The sequence below is a fragment of the Streptomyces telluris genome (assembly GCF_024519335.1).
GTDB lineage: Bacteria > Actinomycetota > Actinomycetes > Streptomycetales > Streptomycetaceae > Streptomyces > Streptomyces telluris.
In genome coordinates, this window is the sequence record NZ_JANIID010000019.1 from 61,463 (window position 1) to 84,683 (window position 23,221).

21 protein-coding genes are annotated in these 23,221 nt (G+C 71.6%); 18 read left to right on the plus strand and 3 right to left on the minus strand.

Annotation, left to right across the window (positions count from 1 at the left end):
• From secF to NQU55_RS20740, 3 genes are all read left to right on the plus strand, one after another.
• The gene (gene secF / locus NQU55_RS20730; protein WP_168091335.1) at nucleotides 1–1,122 is read left to right on the plus strand and encodes a protein translocase subunit SecF; all 1,122 of its coding nucleotides are present in this window, start codon (nucleotides 1–3) and stop codon (nucleotides 1,120–1,122) included.
• On the plus strand, nucleotides 1,119–1,685 hold the full coding sequence (locus NQU55_RS20735) for an adenine phosphoribosyltransferase (protein ID WP_168091334.1): 567 nt from the start codon (nucleotides 1,119–1,121) through the stop codon (nucleotides 1,683–1,685). Before secF ends, NQU55_RS20735 begins: the two co-directional genes overlap by 4 nt.
• Nucleotides 1,686–1,877: 192 nt before the next feature.
• A complete protein-coding gene (locus NQU55_RS20740) occupies nucleotides 1,878–4,394 on the plus strand; it encodes a RelA/SpoT family protein (RefSeq protein WP_168091333.1) in 2,517 nt (838 codons plus the stop codon).
• A gap of 80 nt (nucleotides 4,395–4,474) precedes the next feature.
• Here the strand turns inward: NQU55_RS20740 and NQU55_RS20745 are convergent, their stop codons facing one another.
• Entirely contained in the window at nucleotides 4,475–5,704 is a 1,230-nt protein-coding gene (locus NQU55_RS20745) for a DUF349 domain-containing protein (protein ID WP_168091332.1), read from the minus strand.
• A 253-nt stretch (nucleotides 5,705–5,957) separates the two neighbouring features.
• Nucleotides 5,958–6,776, minus strand: a complete 819-nt coding sequence (locus tag NQU55_RS20750; protein WP_168091331.1) for a peptidylprolyl isomerase — start codon at nucleotides 6,774–6,776, stop codon at nucleotides 5,958–5,960.
• A gap of 186 nt (nucleotides 6,777–6,962) precedes the next feature.
• Here NQU55_RS20750 and NQU55_RS20755 point away from each other — a divergent pair, with 186 nt between their 5' ends.
• From NQU55_RS20755 to NQU55_RS20770, 4 genes are all read left to right on the plus strand, one after another.
• Complete coding sequence (locus NQU55_RS20755) at nucleotides 6,963–7,685, plus strand: MBL fold metallo-hydrolase (protein ID WP_168091330.1); 723 nt, start codon at nucleotides 6,963–6,965, stop codon at nucleotides 7,683–7,685.
• A 10-nt stretch (nucleotides 7,686–7,695) separates the two neighbouring features.
• Nucleotides 7,696–8,958 carry a histidine--tRNA ligase gene (hisS, locus tag NQU55_RS20760; RefSeq protein ID WP_168091329.1) on the plus strand — a complete coding sequence of 421 codons (1,263 nt, stop codon included), beginning with the start codon at nucleotides 7,696–7,698 and terminating at the stop codon, nucleotides 8,956–8,958.
• 59 nt (nucleotides 8,959–9,017) lie between these two features.
• Nucleotides 9,018–9,680 (plus strand): vitamin K epoxide reductase family protein, encoded by a 663-nt coding sequence (locus NQU55_RS20765; protein ID WP_168091328.1) that lies wholly within the window; start codon nucleotides 9,018–9,020, stop codon nucleotides 9,678–9,680.
• An 82-nt stretch (nucleotides 9,681–9,762) separates the two neighbouring features.
• Nucleotides 9,763–11,121: a replication-associated recombination protein A gene (locus NQU55_RS20770; protein ID WP_168091327.1), complete on the plus strand. Its 1,359-nt coding sequence runs from the start codon at nucleotides 9,763–9,765 to the stop codon at nucleotides 11,119–11,121.
• A 151-nt stretch (nucleotides 11,122–11,272) separates the two neighbouring features.
• Here NQU55_RS20770 and NQU55_RS20775 read toward each other — a convergent pair whose 3' ends face one another.
• Complete coding sequence (locus NQU55_RS20775) at nucleotides 11,273–11,986, minus strand: DUF2470 domain-containing protein (protein WP_168091326.1); 714 nt, start codon at nucleotides 11,984–11,986, stop codon at nucleotides 11,273–11,275.
• 188 nt (nucleotides 11,987–12,174) lie between these two features.
• On the opposite strand from NQU55_RS20775, the gene rpsD reads away from it, so the two are divergent.
• The 11 genes from rpsD (at nucleotide 12,175) to aroQ (ending at nucleotide 23,030) form a co-directional block, all read left to right on the plus strand.
• Complete coding sequence (gene rpsD / locus NQU55_RS20780; protein WP_168091325.1) at nucleotides 12,175–12,789, plus strand: 30S ribosomal protein S4; 615 nt, start codon at nucleotides 12,175–12,177, stop codon at nucleotides 12,787–12,789.
• 232 nt (nucleotides 12,790–13,021) lie between these two features.
• A complete protein-coding gene (locus NQU55_RS20785; protein ID WP_168091324.1) occupies nucleotides 13,022–13,462 on the plus strand; it encodes a DUF948 domain-containing protein in 441 nt (146 codons plus the stop codon).
• A 7-nt stretch (nucleotides 13,463–13,469) separates the two neighbouring features.
• Nucleotides 13,470–13,799: a DUF6167 family protein gene (locus NQU55_RS20790; protein WP_168091323.1), complete on the plus strand. Its 330-nt coding sequence runs from the start codon at nucleotides 13,470–13,472 to the stop codon at nucleotides 13,797–13,799.
• Nucleotides 13,799–16,468, plus strand: coding sequence for an alanine--tRNA ligase (gene alaS, locus NQU55_RS20795; protein WP_256790942.1), 2,670 nt, complete (start codon nucleotides 13,799–13,801; stop codon nucleotides 16,466–16,468). The genes NQU55_RS20790 and alaS overlap by 1 nt, the downstream gene beginning before the upstream one ends.
• Nucleotides 16,469–16,473: 5 nt before the next feature.
• Nucleotides 16,474–16,938, plus strand: a complete 465-nt coding sequence (ruvX, locus tag NQU55_RS20800) for a Holliday junction resolvase RuvX (protein WP_168092220.1) — start codon at nucleotides 16,474–16,476, stop codon at nucleotides 16,936–16,938.
• Between the two features lie 130 nt (nucleotides 16,939–17,068).
• Nucleotides 17,069–18,739, plus strand: coding sequence for an endolytic transglycosylase MltG (mltG, locus tag NQU55_RS20805; RefSeq protein WP_168092221.1), 1,671 nt, complete (start codon nucleotides 17,069–17,071; stop codon nucleotides 18,737–18,739).
• Nucleotides 18,736–19,575: a shikimate dehydrogenase gene (locus NQU55_RS20810; protein ID WP_168092222.1), complete on the plus strand. Its 840-nt coding sequence runs from the start codon at nucleotides 18,736–18,738 to the stop codon at nucleotides 19,573–19,575. Before mltG ends, NQU55_RS20810 begins: the two co-directional genes overlap by 4 nt.
• A 162-nt stretch (nucleotides 19,576–19,737) precedes the next feature.
• Nucleotides 19,738–20,922, plus strand: coding sequence for a chorismate synthase (aroC, locus tag NQU55_RS20815; protein ID WP_168092223.1), 1,185 nt, complete (start codon nucleotides 19,738–19,740; stop codon nucleotides 20,920–20,922).
• Nucleotides 20,919–21,464 carry a shikimate kinase gene (locus NQU55_RS20820; protein WP_168092224.1) on the plus strand — a complete coding sequence of 182 codons (546 nt, stop codon included), beginning with the start codon at nucleotides 20,919–20,921 and terminating at the stop codon, nucleotides 21,462–21,464. The genes aroC and NQU55_RS20820 overlap by 4 nt, the downstream gene beginning before the upstream one ends.
• A gap of 7 nt (nucleotides 21,465–21,471) precedes the next feature.
• The gene (gene aroB, locus NQU55_RS20825) at nucleotides 21,472–22,563 is read left to right on the plus strand and encodes a 3-dehydroquinate synthase (protein ID WP_168092225.1); all 1,092 of its coding nucleotides are present in this window, start codon (nucleotides 21,472–21,474) and stop codon (nucleotides 22,561–22,563) included.
• Nucleotides 22,560–23,030 carry a type II 3-dehydroquinate dehydratase gene (gene aroQ, locus NQU55_RS20830; RefSeq protein WP_168092226.1) on the plus strand — a complete coding sequence of 157 codons (471 nt, stop codon included), beginning with the start codon at nucleotides 22,560–22,562 and terminating at the stop codon, nucleotides 23,028–23,030. The genes aroB and aroQ overlap by 4 nt, the downstream gene beginning before the upstream one ends.
• Nucleotides 23,031–23,221 lie beyond the last annotated feature (191 nt).

Below are 23,221 nucleotides of genomic sequence, written 5' to 3' on the forward strand. Positions count from 1 at the left end.
ATGTCCAAGCTCGGAAATCTCGGCGCCCGGCTCTACCGCGGCGAGGTCGGCTACGACTTCGTGGGCAAGCGGAAGATCTGGTACGGCATCTCGATCCTCATCACCATCACGGCCATCGTCGGCCTGGCGGTGCGCGGCCTGAACATGGGCATCGAGTTCTCCGGCGGCGCGGTCTTCACCACGCCCAGCACCTCGGTCTCGGCCGAGGCGGCCCGGGAGACTGCGGAGGCCACCTCCGGCCACACCGCGATCGTCCAGAAGCTCGGCAACGGCCCGCTGCGCGTCCAGGTCAGCGACCTCACCACCGAGCAGTCGCGCGCCACCCAGGAGGCCCTGGCCAAGCAGCTGGGCGTCTCCACGGACAAGGTCAACACCGACATCGTGGGCCCGAGCTGGGGTGACGAGATCGCCAAGAAGGCCTGGTACGGCCTGGGGATCTTCATGATCCTCGTGGTGATCTACCTGGCGATCGCCTTCGAATGGCGCATGGCCATCGCCGCCCTGATCGCCCTGATCCACGACCTCACCATCACCGTCGGTGTCTACGCACTGGTCGGCTTCGAGGTCACCCCGGGCACCGTGATCGGTCTGCTGACCATCCTCGGTTACTCCCTCTACGACACCGTCGTCGTCTTCGACGGTCTGAAGGAGAGCTCGAAGGACATCACGAAGCAGACCCGCTTCACCTACAGCGAGATCGCCAACCGCAGCCTCAACAGCACCCTGGTGCGTTCGATCAACACCACGGTGGTCGCGCTGCTGCCGGTCGCCGGCCTGCTGTTCATCGGCGGCGGCTTCCTCGGCGCGGGCATGCTCAACGACATCTCGCTCGCCCTGTTCGTCGGCCTCGCGGCCGGCGCCTACTCGTCGATCTTCATCGCCACGCCGCTGGTCGCCGACCTCAAGGAGCGCGACCCGCAGATGCGGGCCCTGGCCAAGCGGGTGCGCGCCAAGCGTGCCGCCCAGGCCGCCAAGGGCGAGTCGGGCGAGGAGCCGCGCGACGAGGTCCCCGGCGACGAGGAGGAGGGCGAGGACGCCGCGACCGGTGTCGTCGGCCCCCGCCAGTCCGCCGCCCGCGCCCGCGGCACCCGCGGCGGCCGCCCCCAGGGGAAGCGCCGATGAGCGCCACGGGCGTCGGCACGGCCGACGAGAAGCTGCGTGACCTGCTGCTGACGCACATCCACGACGTGGCCGACTATCCGAAGCCGGGCGTGATGTTCAAGGACATCACCCCCCTGCTCGCCGACGCCACGGCCTTCGCCGCCCTGACCGACGAGCTCGCGGCGCTGTGCAAGCGCCACGGCGCCACCAAGGTCGTCGGCCTGGAGGCCCGGGGCTTCATCCTGGGCGCCCCGGCCGCCGTCCGCGCGGGGCTCGGCTTCGTGCCCGTGCGCAAGGCCGGCAAGCTCCCCGGAGCCACGCTGGCCCAGGCCTACGAGCTGGAGTACGGCACGGCGGAGATCGAGATGCACGCCGACGCCGTCGGCCCCGGCGACCGCGTCCTCGTCATCGACGACGTGCTGGCCACCGGTGGCACCGCCGAGGCCTCGCTCCGGCTGATCCGCCGGGCCGGCGCCGAGGTCGCGGGTGTCGTCGTGCTCATGGAGCTCGGCTTCCTGCCCGGCCGCGAGCGGCTGGCGGACGCCCTCGGCGACGCCCCGCTGGAGGCGCTGATCACGGTCTGACGCGCCTCTGACCTGCCACGCAGGGCAGGACGGGCACGCACTGCGCAACGCGGGGCGGGCACCGGGGAAGACCCCGGGGCCCGCCCCGCGTTCTTCTGAGCACAGCCGGGTGCGCGGCGGCCCCGCCGCCCGGGTCGATACCATGGTTGTCCGGACCTGATCGGGGGGCCGGACCCCGCATGAGGAGTGCTCTTGCCAGACGAGGCCCAGCCGCTCACCGCCGCACAACAGGACAAGCCGTCTCCCGAGGCCGCGGCGGCCGCGGGCACGCCCAAGGGCCGCCCGCAGAGCGCGCCTGAGTCCACGCCCCGGCCGCCGGCCGGCCCCGGCGCGGGCAGCGGAGCGAAGAGCCAGGTCCCGGCCGTCGCGGGTACGTCACCCGTCCGGCCCACGCCGCCGCCCAGCGCCCCGCGCCCCGGCTCCTCCAGCCGCGTCCGGGCCCGCCTCGCCCGCCTCGGCGTCCAGCGCTCCAGCCCGTACAACCCGGTCCTCGAACCGCTCCTGCGCATCGTGCGCGGAAACGACCCGAAGGCCGACGCGACGACCCTGCGCCAGATCGAGCGCGCCTACCAGGTCGCCGAGCGCTGGCACCGCGGCCAGAAGCGCAAGAGCGGCGATCCGTACATCACCCACCCCCTCGCGGTGACCACGATCCTCGCCGAGCTCGGCATGGATCCGGCCACGCTGATGGCTGGGCTGCTGCACGACACCGTCGAGGACACCGAGTACGGTCTGGACGACCTGCGCCGCGACTTCGGCGACCAGGTCGCCCTGCTGGTGGACGGCGTCACCAAGCTCGACCGCGTGCAGTTCGGCGAGGCCGCGCAGGCCGAGACCGTCCGCAAGATGGTCGTCGCCATGGCCAAGGACCCGCGCGTCCTGGTCATCAAGCTCGCCGACCGCCTGCACAACATGCGCACCATGCGCTACCTCAAGCGGGAGAAGCAGGAGAAGAAGGCCCGCGAGACCCTTGAGATCTACGCCCCGCTGGCGCACCGGCTGGGCATGAACACCATCAAGTGGGAGCTGGAGGACCTCGCCTTCGCGATCCTCTACCCCAAGATGTACGACGAGATCGTCCGCCTCGTCGCCGAGCGGGCCCCCAAGCGCGACGAGTACCTGGCCGTCGTCACCGACGAGGTCCAGGCCGACCTGCGCGCCGCCCGCATCAAGGCCACCGTCACCGGCCGGCCGAAGCACTACTACAGCGTCTACCAGAAGATGATCGTGCGAGGCCGCGACTTCGCCGAGATCTACGACCTGGTGGGCATCCGCGTCCTCGTCGACACCGTCCGCGACTGCTACGCGGCGCTCGGCACCGTCCACGCCCGGTGGAACCCGGTGCCCGGGCGGTTCAAGGACTACATCGCGATGCCCAAGTTCAACATGTACCAGTCGTTGCACACGACGGTCATAGGGCCCAGCGGCAAGCCCGTCGAGCTGCAGATCCGCACCTTCGACATGCACCGCCGCGCCGAGTACGGCATCGCCGCGCACTGGAAGTACAAGCAGGAGGCCGTCGCCGGAGCCTCCAAGGTGCGCACCGACGTGCCCAAGAACGCCGGCAAGAACCAGGACACCGTCAATGACATGGCCTGGCTGCGGCAGCTGCTGGACTGGCAGAAGGAGACCGAGGACCCGGGCGAGTTCCTGGAGTCCCTGCGCTTCGACCTCTCCCGCAACGAGGTCTTCGTCTTCACCCCCAAGGGCGATGTCATAGCGCTCCCGGCCGGGGCCACCCCGGTCGACTTCGCCTACGCCGTCCACACCGAGGTCGGCCACCGCACGATAGGGGCCCGGGTCAACGGGCGGCTCGTGCCGCTGGAGTCCACCCTCGACAACGGCGACCTGGTCGAGGTCTTCACCTCCAAGGCCCCCGGCGCCGGCCCCTCCCGCGACTGGCTGGGCTTTGTCAAGTCCCCCCGCGCGCGCAACAAGATCCGTGCCTGGTTCTCCAAGGAGCGCCGCGACGAGGCCATCGAGCAGGGCAAGGACGCCATCGCGCGCGCCATGCGCAAGCAGAACCTGCCGATCCAGCGGATCCTCACCGGCGACTCCCTGGTCACCCTCGCGCACGAGATGCGCTACCCCGACATCTCCTCCCTCTACGCCGCCATCGGCGAGGGCCACGTCGCGGCGCAGGGCGTCGTGCAGAAGCTGGTCCAGGCCCTCGGCGGCGAGGACGCCGCCACCGAGGACATCGAGGAGACCGCCCCGATCCGCGGCCGCTCCAAGCGGCGCTCCAGCGCGGACCCCGGTGTGATCGTCAAGGGCGTCGAGGACGTCTGGGTGAAGCTCGCCCGGTGCTGTACGCCGGTGCCCGGCGACCCCATCATCGGCTTCGTCACCCGCGGCAACGGCATCTCGGTGCACCGCGCCGACTGCGTCAACGTCGAGTCGCTCTCGCAGCAGCCCGAGCGGATCATCGACGTCGAGTGGGCGCCCACCCAGTCCTCGGTCTTCCTGGTCGCGATCCAGGTCGAGGCGCTGGACCGCTCCCGGCTGCTGTCGGACGTCACGCGCGTCCTGTCCGACCAGCACGTCAACATCCTGTCCGCGGCCGTGCAGACGTCCCGGGACCGGGTGGCCACGTCCCGCTTCACCTTCGAGATGGGCGACCCCAAGCACCTCGGTCACGTCCTGAAGGCCGTACGGGGTGTCGAGGGCGTGTACGACGTCTACCGCGTGACCTCGGCGCGCCGGCCGTAAGCGCGGATGAAGCGCACATGAAGCGCACATGAGTAAGGGGCTCCGGCAATAGCCGGAGCCCCTTACTCATGTGCGGCTGTTCAGCCGCCGAACTCCTCCAGGCCCTTCAGGGCCTGGTCCAGCAGGGCCTTACGGCCCTCAAGCTCCTTGGCGAGCTTGTCGGCCTTGGCGTCGTTGCCCGCGGCACGCGCCTTGTCGACCTGCTCCTGCAGCTTGTCGACGGCCGCCTGCAGCTGGCCGGTGAGACCGGCCGCGCGGGCCCGCGCCTCGGGGTTCGTACGCCGCCACTCGGCCTCCTCGGCCTCCTGGATGGCGCGCTCCACCGCGTGCATCCGGCCCTCGATCTTCGGGCGGGCGTCCCGCGGGACGTGGCCGATGGCCTCCCAGCGCTCGTTGATCGAACGGAACGCGGCGCGGGCCGCCTTCAGGTCGGTGACGGGCAGCAGCTTCTCGGCCTCGACCGCGAGCTCCTCCTTGTGCGTCAGGTTGACCTGCTGCTCGGCGTCGCGCTCGGCGAACACCTCGCTGCGGGCCTGGAAGAAGACGTCCTGCGCGCCGCGGAAACGGCTCCACAGGTCGTCCTCCGCCTCGCGCTGCGCACGGCCGACGGCCTTCCACTCCGCCATCAGGTCGCGGTAACGCGCGGCCGTCGGGCCCCAGTCGGTGGAGCCGGAGAGGGACTCGGCCTCGGCGACCAGCTTCTCCTTGGCCTTGCGGGCGTCCTCGCGCTGGGCGTCGAGGGAGGCGAAGTGCGCCTTGCGCCGCTTGGAGAACGCCGAGCGGGCGTGCGAGAAGCGGTGCCACAGCTCGTCGTCGGCCTTGCGGTCCAGGCGCGGAAGGCCCTTCCAGGTGTCGACCAGGGCGCGCAGCCGCTCGCCGGCCGACCGCCACTGCTCGCTCGCGGCCAGCTCCTCGGCCTCGGCGACCAGCGCCTCCTTGGCCGTGCGGGCCTCGTCGGCCTGCTTGGCCTTGGCGGCCTTGCGCTCCTCGCGGCGCGCCTCGACCGTCTCGACGAGCTTGTCGAGACGCACGCGCAGCGCGGCGAGGTCGCCGACGGCGTGGTGCTCGTCGACCTGCGTGCGCAGGTGGTCGATCGCGGTCGTCGCGTCCTTGGCCGACAGGTCGGTGGTCTTGACCCGCTTCTCGAGGAGGCCGATCTCGACGACCAGGCCCTCGTACTTGCGCTCGAAGTAAGCGAGGGCCTCCTCGGGAGACCCGGCCTGCCACGATCCGACGACCTGCTCTCCGTCGGCAGTACGCACGTACACGGTCCCCGTCTCGTCGACGCGGCCCCACGGGTCGCTGCTCACAGCGCCTCCTCCACATGATGCCGAGGCCGGCGTGCGGCCCTCGCGCATCGTCCACAGTTGTTCCGGGCAGGGCCGCGCCCTGGCCGGTCCGACGGCTTGATCATTTGGGTGCGGGTAGCCGCCGGATCAGGCACCCTACACAACGCCAACATAGGCGACCGGCGCCCTGGCTGTCCGTATCCCGCGCGACCGAAATTTCGCTCTGCGGGCAACGGCCGGGCACCGGAGGCCTGATCGGGGCGCCGGGACGGGGTCAGGACTTGGCGACCGTCGCCTTGTCGATGACCACCGTCGCGTTCGGGGCGCCGTCGCCGGCGCCCGACGACTCGCCCGCACCGGCGATCTTCTTGAGCGTCTTCATGCCCTCGGCGCCGATGGTGCCGAAGGGCGTGTACGTGGGGGGCAGCGGGCTGTCCTGGTAGACGAGGAAGAACTGGCTGCCGCCGGTGTGCGGCTGGCCGGTGTTGGCCATCGCCACCGTGCCGGCGGGGTAGACGTTCCCCTTGAGCCTGGAGTCCTTGAGGTTCTCGTCGGGCAGGGTGTAGCCCGGGCCGCCGTTGCCCAGGGCCTTGGGGTCGCCGCACTGCAGGACGTAGATGCCGCTGGTGGTCAGGCGGTGGCACTTGGTGTGGTCGAAGTAGCCCTCGCCGGCCAGGAAGTTGAAGGAGTTGACCGTGTGCGAGGCGTTCGCCGCGTCGAGCTTGACGTCGATCGTGCCGCAGGTCGTCTTCAAGTCCATCGCGTACGCCGCGGACTTGTCGATGCCCATCTCCGGCTCCGACTTCCACGTCTTCGTGGCGGGGGAGCCGGGGGCGGGCTTGGCGCACGGGTCGGGACCCTTGGAAGGCGCCTTGGACGTCTCGGGGGCCGCGGCGTCGGTCGTGTCCTTGTCGTCACCGGACAGCGCGCCCGTGGCGTACGCGCCCGCGCCCGCGGCCACCACCACCGCGAGGGCGGCGGCGATCACCGCGTTCCGGCGCCGGCCCTTGCGCCGGGCCTCCTCACGACGCTGCTGCTGCCGCTCGAACTTCTCCCGGGCGAGCTGCCGCCGCCGCTGCTCGTTACTGACCACCGGGTCTACTCCTCATACCGACTTGTCCATGTCATGAGCCCTGTGTTGCTGGTGTGCCCGTACCGTATACGGGTTCGCGGCCGCGGGAGTGCCGCCGGTAGGCTCTTGTTCGCAGCCGGTGATCCCCCTGGGGCGCCCCGGCCGCACCGCTGATGAAATTCTGCTGGTCGATCATTAAGGACGAATGTGCTGATTGCCGGGTTCCCCGCCGGGGCCTGGGGGACCAATTGCTATCTGGTCGCCCCCGCCGCCGGCGAGGAGTGCGTGATCATCGACCCGGGCCACCAGGCGGCCCCCGGGGTCGAGGAGGCGCTCAGGAAGCATCGGCTCAAGCCCGTCGCCGTCGTCCTCACCCACGGCCACATCGACCATGTCGCCTCGGTCGTCCCCGTGTGCGGCGCCCACGACGTCCCGGCCTGGATCCACCCCGCCGACCGCTACATGATGAGCGACCCGGAGAAGGCCCTCGGCCGCTCCATCGGGCAGCAGCTCATGGGCGAGCTCACGGTCGGGGAGCCCGACGACGTCAAGGAGCTGACCGACGGCTCCCGCCTGGACCTCGCGGGGCTGGAGTTCACCGTCGCGCACGCGCCCGGCCATACCAAGGGGTCGGTGACCTTCCGGCTGCCCGAGAGCTCCGACGTCCCGTCGGTGTTCTTCTCGGGCGACCTGCTGTTCGCCGGCTCCATCGGACGCACCGACCTGCCGGGCGGTGATCACGCCGAGATGCTCCGGTCGCTGGCACGCGTGTGCCTGCCCCTGGACGACTCGACCGTGGTCCTCTCCGGCCACGGCCCCCAGACCAGCATCGGCCGCGAGCGCGCCACCAACCCGTACCTGCGGGAAGTGGCGGACACGCAGCGCGGCTCCGGAGGCGGCCCTACCGCCGCTCCGCGAAGAGGAATGTGACGATTTTCCCGTGAGTACGTTCAAGGCCCCCAAGGGCACCTACGACCTCAAGCCCCCCACCTCCGCCGTCTACCTCGCGGTCCGCGAGGCCATCGCCGCCCCGCTCAAGCGGGCCGGCTACGGCTACGTCGAGACCCCCGGCTTCGAGCAGGTCGAGCTGTTCTCCCGCGGCGTCGGCGAGTCGACCGACATCGTGACCAAGGAGATGTACACCCTCACCACGCGCGGCGGCGACCAGCTCGCCCTGCGCCCCGAGGGCACCGCCTCCGTGCTGCGCGCGGCGCTGGAGGGCAACCTCCACAAGGACGGCAACCTGCCCGTCAAGCTCTGGTACTCCGGCTCGTACTACCGCTACGAGCGCCCGCAGAAGGGCCGCTACCGCCACTTCTCGCAGGTCGGCGCGGAGGCCATCGGCGCCGAGGACCCGGCGCTGGACGCCGAGCTGATCATCCTGGCCGTCGACGCCTACAAGTCGCTCGGCCTGCAGAACTTCCGCCTCCTGCTGAACTCGCTCGGCGACAAGGAGTGCCGCCCCGTCTACCGCGCCGCCCTGCAGGACTTCCTGCGCGGCCTGGAGCTGGACGAGGACACCCGCCGCCGCATCGAGATCAACCCGCTGCGCGTCCTGGACGACAAGCGCGAGGACGTCCAGAAGCAGCTCGTCGGCGCCCCGCTCTTCCGCGATCACCTGTGCGAGGCCTGCAAGGCCTACCACGACCAGGTGCGCGAGCTGCTGACCGCCGCGGGCGTCGACTTCGAGGACGACCCCAAGCTCGTCCGCGGCCTCGACTACTACACCCGCACCACCTTCGAGTTCGTCCACGACGGCCTCGGCTCGCAGTCCGCGGTGGGCGGCGGCGGCCGTTACGACGGCCTGTCCGAGATGATCGGCGGCCCCGCGCTGCCGTCCGTCGGCTGGGCGCTCGGCGTGGACCGCACGGTCCTCGCCCTGGAGGCCGAGGGCATCGCGCTCGACCTGCCCTCGCCGACCGACGTCTACGCGGTCCCGCTGGGCGAGGAGGCCCGCAAGGTCCTCTTCGGCGTGGTCACCGAGCTGCGCCGCAACGGCGTCGCCACCGACTTCGCGTTCGGCGGCAAGGGCCTGAAGAACGCGATGAAGTCGGCCAATCGCTCCGGCGCCCGCTTCGCGGTCATCGCCGGCGAGCGCGACCTGGCCGAGGGCAACGTGCAGCTCAAGGACCTGGAGAGCGGCGAGCAGAAGGCCGTCGCCCTCACCGACGTCGTGGGCGAAGTCCTGGCCAAGCAGGGCTGATTGCATGTCCTCTGGTGCAGAATGGGCGCCAGGGACCGACTGATGGGATCAACGGCGCTATGACCACTTCGGCACTCGACCGCTCCGACACCGACGGCGAGGAGCGGGACGGCCCCGCGGCAGGCGCCGCCGGCGGCAGCCGCGCGTTCGCGCTGCTGCTCGTCATCACGGGTGCGCTGGGGCTGCTCGCCGCCTGGGTCATCACGATCGACAAGAACAAGATCCTTGAGGCCAAGGCGGTCGGGAAGACCTTCACCCCCGGGTGCAGCCTCAACCCGATCGTCTCCTGCGGCAACATCATGGAGAGCGAGCAGGCCCACGCCTTCGGGTTCCCCAACCCGATGCTGGGGCTCGTCTGCTACGGCGCGATCATCGCGATCGGCCTGGCGGTGCTCTCCGGCGCCCGCCTGCCCCGCTGGTACTGGCTCGGCATGCAGGCCGGCACGCTCTTCGGCGTGGGCTTCTGCACCTGGCTGCAGTACCAGTCGCTGTACGTCATCGGGTCGCTGTGCCTGTGGTGCTGCCTGGCCTGGGTCGCCACGATCTTCATGTTCTGGTACGTGACCGTGCAGAACATCCGGCACGGCTTCATCCCGCTGCCGGACGGCCCGCGCCGCGCGGTCCTGGAGTTCCACTGGGTGGTCCCGGTGCTGTGGGTCGGCATCATCGGCATGCTGATCCTCACCCGGTGGTGGGACTTCTGGACGGGCGGCACCGCCTGACCGCCCCCGCACCTGGCTCGATCAAGGCCGCCGGACCCCTGGTCCGGCGGCCTTGTCAGTGCCGTGGCATAGGGTTTCGAACGTGGAGCCAGACCTGTTCACCGCCGCCGCAGAGGACCGCCAGGAGAAAGACCCGGCGAGCAGTCCCCTGGCCGTGCGCATGCGCCCCCGCACGCTCGACGAGGTCGTGGGGCAGGGGCATCTGCTCAAGCCCGGCAGCCCGCTGCGGAGGCTGGTGGGGGAGGGCAGCGGCGGCCCGGCCGGCCCCTCCTCGGTGATCCTCTGGGGCCCGCCCGGCATCGGCAAGACGACCCTCGCGTACGTCGTCAGCCAGGCCACCAACAAGCGCTTCGTGGAGCTCTCCGCCATCACCGCCGGCGTCAAGGAGGTGCGGGCCGTCATCGACGGAGCGCGCCGTGCCTCCGGCGGCTACGGCAAGGAGACGGTGCTCTTCCTGGACGAGATCCACCGCTTCAGCAAGGCCCAGCAGGACTCCCTGCTGCCCGCCGTGGAGAACCGCTGGGTCACGCTCATCGCGGCCACCACGGAGAACCCCTACTTCTCGATCATCTCGCCGCTGCTGTCGCGCTCCCTCCTGCTGACGCTGCAGGCCCTCACCGACGACGACCTGCGGGGGCTGCTGCACCGCGCCCTCACCGACGAGCGCGGGCTCGGCGGTGCGGTGACCCTGCCGGGGGACGCCGAGGCGCATCTGCTGCGGATCGCCGGCGGCGACGCCCGCCGCGCCCTCACGGCCCTGGAGGCCGGCGCCGGCTCCGCCATCGCCAAGGGCGACGCCGAGATCACCCTGGAGACGCTGGAGGACTCGGTCGACCGGGCGGCGGTGAAGTACGACCGCGACGGCGACCAGCACTACGACGTCGCGAGCGCCCTGATCAAGTCGATCCGCGGCTCGGACGTCGACGCCACGCTGCACTATCTGGCCCGCATGATCGAAGCGGGCGAGGACCCGAGGTTCATCGCGCGCCGGCTGATGATCTCCGCGAGCGAGGACATCGGCCTGGCCGACCCGACGGCCCTGCAGACGGCGGTCGCCGGTGCGCAGGCGGTGGCGCTGATCGGCTTCCCCGAGGCGCGGATCACCCTGAGCCAGGTCGCCATCGCACTGGCCCTGGCGCCGAAGTCCAACGCCGCGTACCTCGCCATCGACGCCGCCCTCGCGGACGTCCGGGCGGGCCTCGCCGGGCCGGTGCCGCCGCACCTGCGGGACGGGCACTACAAGGGTGCGGAGAAGCTGGGGCACGCGCAGGGGTATGTGTATCCGCACGACGTGGCGGGCGGCATTGCCGCACAGCAGTACGCGCCGGATGCCGTCCGGGGCAAGCAGTACTACGCGCCCACGCGGTACGGGGCGGAGGCCCGCTACGCGGACGTGGTGGACCGGGTTCGCCCCCGCCTGCGGGGGGAGCAGCAGGGTTGATCAGGGTCCGGCACCGCCGGACAGGCCCCTTCGGCCCTTCGGCGTCTCGCCGTCGCGGCGGATCCAAGGTGCCGGCCGAGCACCTTGGATCCGCCGCGACGGCGCGTAACCCCCGTGGTGGTGTCCGGCGGGGCCGGACCCTGCCCGGCATCTATTCGGCCGCCGCCTCGAACAGCGTGTGCATCGCCCGGCGCAGGCCGACCACGTCGCGGACGGGCTCCGGGAACTCGAAGCGCGCGTCGAAGGACCGGTCCGCCGGCGCCCCGCCGCCCGCACGGGTGAAGCGCACGCGCAGCCCGAAGCGGTCCAGCGCCAGCGGCACCGCCTGATCGCCCGCGCGGCGCACGTCCTCGGCCCGCTCGCCGAGGAGCGTGTAGAGCGCGCGAACCTGGTCGCCGTGGCCGGAATGCAGGTGTTGCAGCAGCTCGGCCTCGTGGCAGACGAGCGGGTCGGGATGGGCCCGGGCGAATTCCTCCGGTTCCACGTCCTCCGCGCCCCACAGGTCGTCCACGCTCGCCTCGCCGACCTCCAGGCGCACCATCATGCGGCCGGGCTCGGTGACACCGGGGACGCAGGTGACCCAGCCGGAGACCCAGGCGCGGCCGCGGATGCGGTTGGGCACGGAGACCGGGGCCACGTCGGTGAGCTCCAGGACGGCGGCCAGTTCGTCGTCCTGGGCGTGGGTCGCGGCCCGCACGGCCGGGCTGTCGGAGGGGAAGACCAGGAAGATCTCGCCGTCGGGGCCGACGCTGCGCGCCTCAGGCATCAGCTGGTCGGGGCGGGTGACGGAGGCCCCGGGGATCAGCAGTACCGCGGAGCATGTACTCTGTACGAGAGTTCGTGTGCGCTCGGCTGCTGACGGCATCCGCGCGATTTCAAGTCCGCTGGGACGCGGCTGACCACGATCTGATCGGACCTCCGTCACGTCGGCGCCATCAAGAGCGTCCGTCTTCTGCGTGCTGTCCGTGATGTGACTGGTGTTCCCCGGGCGAGACATGCGATCTCCTTGAGTAAGGTAAGCCTAACCTAACCTATTTCGGAGGTCTGGAGAACGTGCCTAACCAGTCGCGTCCCAAGGTCAAGAAGTCTCGTGCGCTCGGCATTGCGCTGACCCCGAAGGCCGTCAAGTACTTCGAGGCCCGCCCCTACCCGCCGGGCGAGCACGGCCGTGGCCGCAAGCAGAACAGCGACTACAAGGTCCGTCTGCTCGAGAAGCAGCGTCTGCGCGCCCAGTACGACATCAGCGAGCGCCAGATGGTCCGCGCCTACGACCGCGCCCGCAAGGCCGAGGGCAAGACCGGCGAGGCCCTGGTGGTCGAGCTCGAGCGCCGCCTCGACGCCCTCGTCCTGCGTTCGGGCATCGCCCGCACCATCTACCAGGCCCGCCAGATGGTCGTCCACGGCCACATCGAGGTCAACGGTGGCAAGGTCGACAAGCCGTCCTTCCGCGTCGCCCCGAACGACGTCGTGATGGTCCGCGAGCGCAGCCGCAGCAAGCCGCTGTTCGAGGTCGCCCGCGCCGGTGGCTTCGCCGCCGACGGTGAGACCCCGCGCTACCTGCAGGTCAACCTGGGCGCCCTGGCCTTCCGCCTGGACCGCCTGCCCAACCGCAAGGAAGTTCCGGTCATCTGCGACGAGCAGCTCGTCGTCGAGTACTACGCCCGCTGATCCAGCACGCGTAGCTCTTCCTTTCACGCTCAGCCCGCTGTCTCCCCGGCCCTCGTGGCCTGCGAGACGGCGGGCTGCCGCGTTTCCGGGACCGGGGTGCGCCCCCGCGGCGCCGACGGCGGCAAATGCGGTACGGGCCCCGATGCCCGGCGCGATAAGGTCAGTACCTGCCCAGAAACACAGCCGGGCAGGTACAGAAAGCGACGAAGACCAGCTAGGGAGCGGGTGCATCGTGTCCGGTGGAGAGGTGGCCGGGATCCTCGTGGCCGTCTTCTGGGCCATTCTGGTGTCCTTCATCGCCTTGGTGCTGGTGCGGCTCGCACAGACGCTCAAGGCGGCCACCAGGCTGGTCGCGGACGTCACCGAGCAGGCCGTGCCGCTCCTCGCCGACGCCTCGGCGACGGTCCGTTCCGCGCACACCCAGCTCGCCCGCGTCGACTCGATCGCCGCGGACGTCCAGGAGGTCACGGCGAACGCCTCGGCGCTCTCCTCGACCGTCTCCTCCGCCTTCGGCGGCCCGCTGGTCAAGGTCGCCGCCTTCGGCTACGGCGTGCGGCGGGCGATGGGCCGCAAGGCCGCTCCCGAGCCGGAGCGCTCCGTCTTCGTCGGCAAGGCCGGCGGCCGCCCCCTGCCGTCCGCACGCGCCGGCCGCCGCACCCGTGGGAAGGGTTGACCCAGGAATGTTCCGCCGCACCTTCTGGTTCACGACCGGTGTAGCAGCCGGTGTCTGGGCCACCACCAAGGTCAACCGGAAGCTCGCCAAGCTCACCCCGGAGAGCCTGGCCCTGCAGGCCGCGGACCGCGCGGTCATCGCCGGGCGCAAGGTCAAGCTCTTCGCGCTGGACGTCCGCGACGGCATGGCGCACCGGGAAGCGGCGCTCAAGGACGCGCTCGGCCTCACGGCCGCGCCGCCCGCGCCCGAGCACCGCGCGCTCCCCGGCCAGCGCCACCTCGTGGCGATCGACCCGCAGCACACCTACCACTCGTACACCCGGAAAGAGGACCACTGATGGAGTCGGCTGAAATCCGCAGGCGCTGGCTGCGCTTCTTCGAGGAGCGTGGGCACACCGTCGTGCCGTCGGCGTCGCTCATCGCGGACGACCCGACCCTGCTCCTGGTCCCCGCGGGCATGGTGCCCTTCAAGCCGTACTTCCTCGGCGAGGTCAAGCCGCCCTTCACGCGCGCCACCAGCGTGCAGAAGTGCGTCCGCACGCCGGACATCGAAGAGGTCGGCAAGACCACCCGCCACGGCACGTTCTTCCAGATGTGCGGCAACTTCTCCTTCGGCGATTACTTCAAGGAAGGCGCCATCAAGCTCGCCTGGGAGCTGCTCACGACTCCCGTGGCGGACGGCGGCTTCGGCCTGGAGCCGGAGAAGCTCTGGATCACCGTCTACCTCGAGGACGACGAGGCCGAGCGCATCTGGCGCGACGTCGTCGGCGTGCCCGCCGAGCGGATCCAGCGCCTGGGCAAGAAGGACAACTACTGGTCCATGGGCGTGCCCGGCCCGTGCGGCCCGTGCTCCGAGATCAACTACGACCGGGGCCCGGAGTTCGGCGCCGAGGGCGGCCCGGCCGTCAACGACGAGCGCTACGTGGAGATCTGGAACCTGGTCTTCATGCAGTACGAGCGCGGTGCCGGCGACGGCAAGGAGGACTTCCCGATCCTCGGGGAGCTGCCGTCGAAGAACATCGACACCGGTCTCGGCCTCGAGCGCCTCGCCATGATCCTGCAGGGCGTGCAGAACATGTACGAGACCGACACCCTGCGCGTCGTCATGGACAAGGCCACCGAGCTGACGGGCGTGCGCTACGGCGCCGCCCGGGACACCGACGTCTCGCTGCGCGTGGTCGCCGACCACATGCGCACCTCCACCATGCTCATCGGCGACGGCGTCACCCCCGGCAACGAGGGCCGCGGCTACGTCCTGCGCCGCATCATGCGCCGCGCCATCCGCAACATGCGCCTGATGGGCGCCACCGGCCCCGTCGTGGCCGAGCTCCTCGACGTCGTCATCAAGACGATGGGCCTGCAGTACCCGGAGCTGGAGACGGACCGCAAGCGCATCGAGACCGTCGCCCTCGCCGAGGAGGCCGCCTTCCTCAAGACGCTGAAGGCCGGCACCAACATCCTCGACACCGCCGTGACGGAGACCAAGGCCTCCGGCGGCAAGGTCCTGGCCGGCGACAAGGCGTTCCTGCTCCACGACACCTGGGGCTTCCCGATCGACCTCACCCTGGAGATGGCCGCCGAGCAGGGCCTCTCCGTGGACGAGGAGGGCTTCCGCCGCCTGATGAAGGAGCAGCGGGAGCGCGCCAAGGCCGACGCCAAGGCCAAGAAGACCGGTCACGCCGACCTGTCCGCCTACCGCGAGGTCGCCGACACCGCGGGCGAGACCGAGTTCACCGGCTACACCCGCAATGAGAACGAGTCCACGATCGTCGGTCTCCTCGTCGACGGCCTGCCCTCGCCGGCCGCCACCGAGGGCGACGACGTCGAGGTCATCCTGGACCGCACCCCCTTCTACGCGGAGGGCGGCGGCCAGCTGGCCGACACCGGCCGCATCAAGCTCGACACCGGTGCCGTGATCGAGATCCGCGACGTGCAGAAGCCCGTGCCGGGCGTGCACGTCCACAAGGGCGTCGTCCAGGTCGGCGAGGTCACCGTCGGTGCCTCCGCCTACGCCGCGATCGACGTCACGCGCCGCCGGGCCATCGCCCGCGCCCACTCGGCCACCCACCTCACCCACCAGGCCCTGCGCGACGCGCTCGGCCCGACGGCCGCCCAGGCCGGCTCGGAGAACTCGCCGGGCCGCTTCCGCTTCGACTTCGGCTCGCCGGCCGCCGTGCCCGGCACCGTGCTGACCGACGTCGAGCAGCGCATCAATGAGGTCCTCTCCCGGGAGCTCGACGTGCAGGCCGAGGTGATGAGCCTGGACGAGGCCAAGAAGGCCGGCGCCATCGCCGAGTTCGGCGAGAAGTACGGCGAGCGCGTGCGCGTCGTGACCATCGGCGACTTCTCCAAGGAGCTGTGCGGCGGCACCCACGTGGGCAACACCGCCCAGCTGGGTCTGGTGAAGCTGCTGGGCGAGTCGTCGATCGGCTCCGGCGTGCGCCGTGTCGAGGCCCTCGTCGGCGTCGACGCCTACAACTTCCTGGCCAAGGAGCACACGGTCGTCGCCCAGCTCCAGGAGCTCGTCAAGGGCCGCCCGGAGGAGCTGCCGGAGAAGATCTCCGGGATGCTCGCCAAGCTCAAGGACGCCGAGAAGGAGATCGAGCGCTTCCGCGCCGAGAAGGTCCTCCAGGCCGCCGCGGGCCTGGCCGAGGGCGCCAAGGACGTGCACGGCACCGCCCTGGTCACCGGCCGCGTCCCGGACGGCACCGGCGCCGACGACCTGCGCAAGCTCGTCCTCGACGTGCGCAGCCGCATCAACGGCGGCCGCCCGGCCGTCGTGGCCCTGTTCACCGTGGCCAACGGCCGCCCGCTGACGGTCATCGCCACCAACGAGGCCGCCCGCGAGCGCGGTCTCAAGGCCGGCGACCTGGTCCGTACGGCCGCCAAGACCCTCGGCGGCGGCGGTGGCGGCAAGCCCGACGTCGCCCAGGGCGGCGGCCAGAACCCCGAGGCCGTCGACGAGGCCATGGCCGCCGTCGAGCGCCTCGTGGCCGAGGCGGCCTGATCCCCGTGCGCCGAGGAAGACGCATCTCCGTCGACGTCGGGGACGCCCGGATCGGGGTCGCCTCGTGCGACCCCGACGGGATCCTCGCCACGCCGGTGGAGACGGTGCCGGGGCGTGACATCCCCAAGGCCCACAAGCGGCTCGTGGAGATCGTCGCGGAGTACGAGCCGATCGAGGTCGTCGTCGGCCTGCCCCGTTCCCTCAAAGGAGGGGAGGGGCCGGCCGCGGCCAAGGTGCGCACCTTCGCCAAGGAGATGGCGCGCCGTGTGGCGCCCGTGCCGGTGCGCCTCGTGGACGAGCGGATGACGACGGTCACGGCCACGCAGGGCCTGCGCGCTTCGGGCGTCAGCTCGAAGAAGGGCCGGTCCGTGGTCGACCAGGCGGCCGCGGTCGTCATCCTGCAGAACGCGCTGGAGACCGAGAAGGTCTCCGGCAGGGCTCCGGGCGAGACCGTCGAAGTGGTCATCTGATCGCAGTACGGTAACGTTCCGCGCTGAACATGGCAGCCGCCCGGCTGTCGTCTCCGACGACGGCCGGGCGACTGGGAACCGCGCTCCTCCGAGCGCCCACCTGCTGCCGCTGCGCGGCTCTAGGGGATCGATGACTGAGTACGGCCGGGGCTCCGGCTCCCAACCGTGGCATCCTGACGACCCGCTGTACGGGGACCAGGGCTACAGCGGACAGCAGCAGCATCCGCAGCAGTCGCAGCAGCCTCAGTACGGTCACGGCCAGCAGCAGTACGGCTGGGACCCCTCGCAGGGCGGGCAGTCGCAGGGCGGCCAGCAGCAGTACGGGCAGCCGCAGGGCGGCGGCACGTACGGCGGCGGCCAGGGCGATTACTACGGCACGCCGGGCGGCTATCAGCAGCCCCAGCCCCAGCATCCGCAACACCAGCATCCGCAGCAGCCGCACGGCCGGCAGCCGCACGCCCAGCCGGGGCATCAGCAGCCCCAGGTGCCCGAGCAGCAGGCCCACCAGGCGCCGCAGCAGCCGCAGCACCAGGGCTACCAGCCGCAGCAGGAGTGGTCCGAGCCCGACGAGGAGAAGATCTCCCTCTTCGACGACCTGCCCCCCGCCACGGGCCGCCCCGGCGATCGGGACGGCGAGCCCGCGGCCGACGACGAGGCCGAGGACGACGAGCCCCGCGAGGAGCGCTCCCGCTCCCGCGACCGCCGTGGCAAGGGCAAGAAGCCCAAGAAGAACAAGCGCCGCAGCGGCACCGCCTGCCTGGTGGTCGCCGTCGCGCTCATCGGCGTCGTGGGCGGTGGCGGCTACTTCGCCTACGACTACTGGCAGACGCATTTCGCCGCCGCGCCCGACTACGAGGGCCAGGGCAGCGGCGAGGTGCGGGTCGAGATCCCCAAGGACTCCAGCCTGACCGCGATGGGCCGGGTGCTGCACGAGGCGGGCGTCGTCAAGAGCGTGGGCGCCTTCACCGAGGCCGCGGGCAAGAACCCCAAGGGCAAGGCCATCCAGGCCGGCACCTACACCCTGCGCAAGGAGATGTCGGGCGCCGCGGCCGTCGAGATGATGACCAACGCGGCCAACTTCCTGACCATCGCCGAGGGCCGGCGTGCCGTCCAGGTCTACGCGGCCATCGACGAGAAGCTCGGCCTCGCCGCCGGCACCACCGAGGGCGTCGCGAAGAACCAGGCGAAGAGCCTCGGGCTGCCCGCGTGGGCCAACACCGACCCGAAGATCAAGGACCCGCTGGAGGGCTTCCTCTTCCCCTCGCAGTACAGCGCGGGCAAGGGCACCAAGCCGGAGACCATCCTCAAGCAGATGGTCGCCCGGGCGAACGAGAACTACGCCAAGCAGGACCTGGAGGGCAAGGCCCGCGAACTGGGCCTGAAGTCCCCGCTCCAGCTGATCACCGTGGCCAGCCTCGTCAACGCCGAGGGTATGACGCACGACGACTTCCGCAAGATGGCGCGGGTCATCTACAACCGCCTGAAGCCCACCAACACCGAGACGAACGGCAAGCTGGAGTTCGACTCGACGTACAACTACGTCAAGAACCAGAGCAAGCTGGACCTCAGCCCCAAGCAGATCCGGGCCCTCGACCACCCGTACAACACGTACTTCTACAAGGGCCTGCCCCCCGGCCCCATCGGCAACCCCGGCGAACAGGCCCTCAAGGCGGCCATGGACCCGGAGCCGGGCGACTGGTACTACTTCGTCTCCATCAAGGAGAAGACGACGTTCACCAAGAACCTGCAGGAGCACCAGAAGCTCGTGGACGAGTTCAACAAGAGCAGGAAGTCGCAGTGAGCCGGCCCGAGGAGCACCGCCGCGCGGCCGTACTCGGCTCGCCGATCGCCCACTCGCTCTCCCCGGTCCTGCACCGCGCCGCGTACGCGGAGCTGGGCCTGGGGGAGTGGACCTACGACCGCTTCGAGGTGGACGAGGCCGCGCTGCCCGGGTTCCTCGGCGGGCTGGACGGCAGCTGGGCGGGGCTGTCCCTGACCATGCCGCTCAAGCGGGCGGTGATCCCGCTGCTCGACGAGGTCAGCGACACGGCCGCCTCCGTCGAGGCCGTCAACACCGTCGTGTTCACAGAGGACGGCCGCCGTCTCGGTGACAACACCGACATCCCCGGCATCGCCGCGGCCCTGCGCGAGCGCGGCGTGACCGAGGTCGGCTCGGCCGCCGTGCTGGGCGCCGGTGCCACCGCGTCCTCGGCCCTCGCCGCCCTCGCCGGGATCTGCACCGGCGAGGTCACCGTTTACGTCCGCAGCGAGGCCCGCGCCGCCGAGATGCGCGAGTGGGGCGAGCGGCTCGGCGTGGCCGTCCGCACCGCGGACTGGTCGCGCGCCGCGGAGGCCCTCACCGCCCCGCTGGTCATCGCCACGACGCCGGCCGGGGCCGCCGACGCGCTCGCCGGTGCCGTCCCGGAGCGTCCCGGCGCCCTCTTCGACGTGCTCTACGAGCCCTGGCCCACCCCGCTGGCCGCGGCCTGGTCCGCGCGCGGCGGCGCGGTCCTCGGGGGCCTGGACCTGCTGGTTCACCAGGCCGTGCTCCAGGTCGAGCGGATGACCGGCTGCCCGCGGGCCCCGCTGGCCGCCATGCGCGCCGCCGGCGAGGCGGCCCTGGCCGCCCGCGGCTGACGCGATCCGGCCATCTGCTGTCCAGGACCTGACTCAGTCCTTTCCACAACGCGGACCGGAGGGCGGTCCGGGGCCCGCGGCATGGGAGGATCAGGAGTGGCGGGCCGGGGCCGCGCACCCGGACGCCGCTAGATCCGAGGCGCGCGAGCAAGAGGAGTCCCGTTGAGCAGGTTGCGCTGGCTGACTGCCGGTGAGTCGCATGGTCCGGCACTCGTGGCGACGCTGGAGGGCCTGCCCGCCGGTGTCCCCATCACCACGGACATGGTGGCGGACCACCTGGCCCGCCGGCGGCTCGGCTACGGCCGCGGCGCGCGCATGAAGTTCGAGCGGGACGAGGTCACCTTCCTCGGCGGCGTGCGCCACGGTCTGACGATGGGCTCCCCGGTCGCGGTCATGGTGGGCAACACCGAGTGGCCGAAGTGGGAGAAGGTCATGGCGGCCGATCCGGTGGACCCGGAGGAGCTGGCGACGATGGCCCGCAACGCCCCGCTGACCCGCCCCCGCCCCGGCCACGCCGACCTGGCGGGCATGCAGAAGTACGGGATCGACGAGGCGCGCCCGATCCTGGAGCGCGCCTCCGCGCGCGAGACCGCCGCCCGCGTCGCGCTCGGCGCCGTCGCCCGCTCCTACCTGAAGGAGACGACGGGCATCGAGATCGTCTCCCACGTCATCGAGCTGGCGGCGGCCAAGGCCCCGCTCGGCGTCTACCCCACGCCCTCGGACGTGGAGAAGCTCGACGCCGACCCGGTCCGCTGCCTGGACGAGGCGGCGAGCAAGGCGATGGTCGCCGAGATCGACCAGGCCCACAAGGACGGCGACACGCTCGGCGGCGTCGTCGAGGTCCTGGCCTACGGCGTGCCCGTCGGCCTGGGCTCGCACGTGCACTGGGACCGCCGTCTGGACGCGCGCCTGGCCGCCGCCCTGATGGGCATTCAGGCGATCAAGGGCGTCGAGGTCGGCGACGGCTTCGAGCTGGCCCGGGTGCCGGGCTCCCAGGCCCACGACGAGATCGTCTCCACCGAGGACGGCATCCGCCGCACCTCCGGCCGCTCCGGCGGCACCGAGGGCGGTCTGACCACGGGCGAGCTGCTGCGCGTCCGCGCGGCGATGAAGCCGATCGCCACCGTGCCGCGCGCCCTGCGCACGGTCGACGTGACCACCGGCGAGGCCGCCCAGGCCCACCACCAGCGCTCCGACGTCTGCGCGGTCCCGGCCGCCGGCATCGTCGCCGAGGCGATGGTCGCCCTCGTCCTGGCCGACGCCGTGGCGGAGAAGTTCGGCGGCGACAACGTCGCGGAGACCCGCCGCAACGTCCAGGGCTACCTCGAGAACCTGGCCATCAAGTGACCACGCCCGTCGTCGTGCTGGTGGGCCCGCCGGGAGCCGGCAAGTCCACCATCGGTGCCCTGCTCGCGCAGCGGCTGGGCACCGGCTACCGCGACACCGACGCCGACATCGAGAAGACGGCGGGCAAGCCCATTCCGGAGATCTTCATCGACGAGGGCGAGCCGCACTTCCGCGAGCTGGAGCGGCAGGCCGTGCGCGCGGCCGTCGCCGGGCACGCGGGTGTGCTCTCCCTCGGCGGTGGCGCGATCATGGACGACGGCACCCGTGCCCTCCTTGCGGGGCTGCCGGTGGTCTTCCTCGACGTCGAGCTGGCCGACGCCGTACGGCGCGTCGGCCTCGACGCCCCGCGCCCGCTGCTCGCGGTCAACCCGCGGCAGCGCTGGCGCGAGCTGATGGAGGCCCGCCGCCCCCTCTACACGGAGGTCGCCCGGGCCACCGTCGCCACCGGCGGCCGCACGCCGGACGAGGTCGCCGACGCGGTGCTGGCCGCCCTGGACCTGGCGCCGGCTCCGCGGGACCGCACACAGGACACCACGCAGTGAGGAACGCATGACCGACGCCCCCACCCGCATCCAGGTCGCCGGCAGCGCGGGCACCGACCCGTACGAGGTCCTGGTCGGACGACAGCTGCTGGGCGAGCTGCCCGGCCTCATCGGCACCAAGGCCAAGCGGGTCGCCGTGCTCCACCCCGAGGCCCTCGCCGAGACGGGCGAGGCCATTCGCCAGGACCTGGCCGCGCAGGGCTACGAGGCCATCGCGATCCAGCTGCCCAACGCGGAGGAGTCCAAGACCGTCGAGGTCGCGGCCTACTGCTGGAAGGCGCTGGGCCAGACCAACTTCACCCGCACCGACGTCATCGTCGGCGTGGGCGGCGGCGCCACCACGGACCTCGCCGGCTTCGTCGCCGCCACGTGGCTGCGCGGAGTGCGCTGGATCGCCGTGCCCACCACCGTGCTGGCCATGGTCGACGCCGCCGTCGGCGGCAAGACCGGCATCAACACCGCCGAGGGCAAGAACCTCGTCGGCGCCTTCCACCCGCCGGCCGGCGTCCTGTGCGACCTGGCCGCGCTGGATTCGCTGCCGGTCAACGACTACGTCAGCGGTCTCGCCGAGATCATCAAGGCCGGCTTCATCGCCGACCCGGTCATCCTCGACCTGATCGAGGCGGACCCCGAGGCCGCCCGCACCCCCTCCGGGCCGCACACCGCCGAGCTGATCGAGCGCTCGATCCGGGTCAAGGCGGAGGTCGTCTCCGGCGACCTCAAGGAGTCCGGCCGGCGCGAGATCCTCAACTACGGCCACACCCTCGCCCACGCCATCGAGAAGAACGAGCGCTACAACTGGCGCCACGGCGCGGCGGTCGCCGTGGGCATGGTCTTCGCCGCCGAGCTCGGCCGCATCGCCGGCCGCCTCGACGACACGACGGCCGACCGTCACAGGGCGATCCTCACCTCCGTGGGCCTGCCGGTCACCTACCGCGGCGACCAGTGGCCCAAGCTGGTGGAGACCATGAAGGTCGACAAGAAGTCCCGCGGCGACCTGCTGCGCTTCATCGTCCTCGACGGCCTCGCCAAGCCCACGGTCCTGGAGGGCCCCGACCCGGCGATGCTGCTGGCCGCACACGCGGAGATCGCCGCGTGAGCGGGGCGGGGGAGGGCCGGGCGCGCCGGGTCCTCGTGCTGAACGGCCCCAACCTCGGCCGTCTCGGCTCCCGCGAGCCCGACGTCTACGGCTCCACGTCCTACAAGGGCCTGGTCGAGGAGTGCACCCGGCTCGGCGGCGAGCTCGGCTTCGCCGTCGAGGTGCGCGAGACCAACGACGAGGGCGAGCTGGTCCGCTGGCTGCACGAGGCCGCCGACGGGTCGGTCCCGGTCGTCATCAACCCCGGTGCGTTCACGCACTACTCGTACGCCATGCGCGACGCGGCCGCCCAGCGCACCGCGCCGCTCATCGAGGTGCACATCTCCAACCCGTACGCCCGCGAGGAGTTCCGCCACACCTCGGTGATCGCGGCCGTCGCCAGCGGCACCGTCGCGGGCTTCGGCATCGGCTCCTACCGGCTCGCGCTGCGGGCCCTGGCCGAGGAACTCCCGGGCGCGGGCGCCTGACGCCCCGGCCGGCTCCCGGCTCGTTTCCCGGTAGATTCCGCCCACTTCGGGCACTTCCCGCCTTCCCCGGCCGTTCACCCCACGGCGGCCGGGGCAAGGGGGGCGGGCCCGGTACTCTCCGGTACTCTCCCCTCCTGGCCGGCCCCGCGGCCCTTCACCACGCGCCAGTCGCCCGCACGAGACGGAGTGCC

What these genes read in the sequence shown, in the direction of transcription:
- aroB (WP_168092225.1), top strand. Translation starts at nt 21,472, where the DNA reads ATGACCGACGCCCCCACCCGCATCCAGGTCGCCGGCAGCGCGGGCACC.
- secF (WP_168091335.1), top strand. Translation starts at nt 1, where the DNA reads ATGTCCAAGCTCGGAAATCTCGGCGCCCGGCTCTACCGCGGCGAGGTC.
- NQU55_RS20765 (WP_168091328.1), top strand. Translation starts at nt 9,018, where the DNA reads ATGACCACTTCGGCACTCGACCGCTCCGACACCGACGGCGAGGAGCGG.
- NQU55_RS20790 (WP_168091323.1), top strand. Translation starts at nt 13,470, where the DNA reads ATGTTCCGCCGCACCTTCTGGTTCACGACCGGTGTAGCAGCCGGTGTC.
- NQU55_RS20735 (WP_168091334.1), top strand. Translation starts at nt 1,119, where the DNA reads ATGAGCGCCACGGGCGTCGGCACGGCCGACGAGAAGCTGCGTGACCTG.
- mltG (WP_168092221.1), top strand. Translation starts at nt 17,069, where the DNA reads ATGACTGAGTACGGCCGGGGCTCCGGCTCCCAACCGTGGCATCCTGAC.
- alaS (WP_256790942.1), top strand. Translation starts at nt 13,799, where the DNA reads ATGGAGTCGGCTGAAATCCGCAGGCGCTGGCTGCGCTTCTTCGAGGAG.
- NQU55_RS20775 (WP_168091326.1), bottom strand. Translation starts at nt 11,986, where the DNA reads ATGCCGTCAGCAGCCGAGCGCACACGAACTCTCGTACAGAGTACATGC.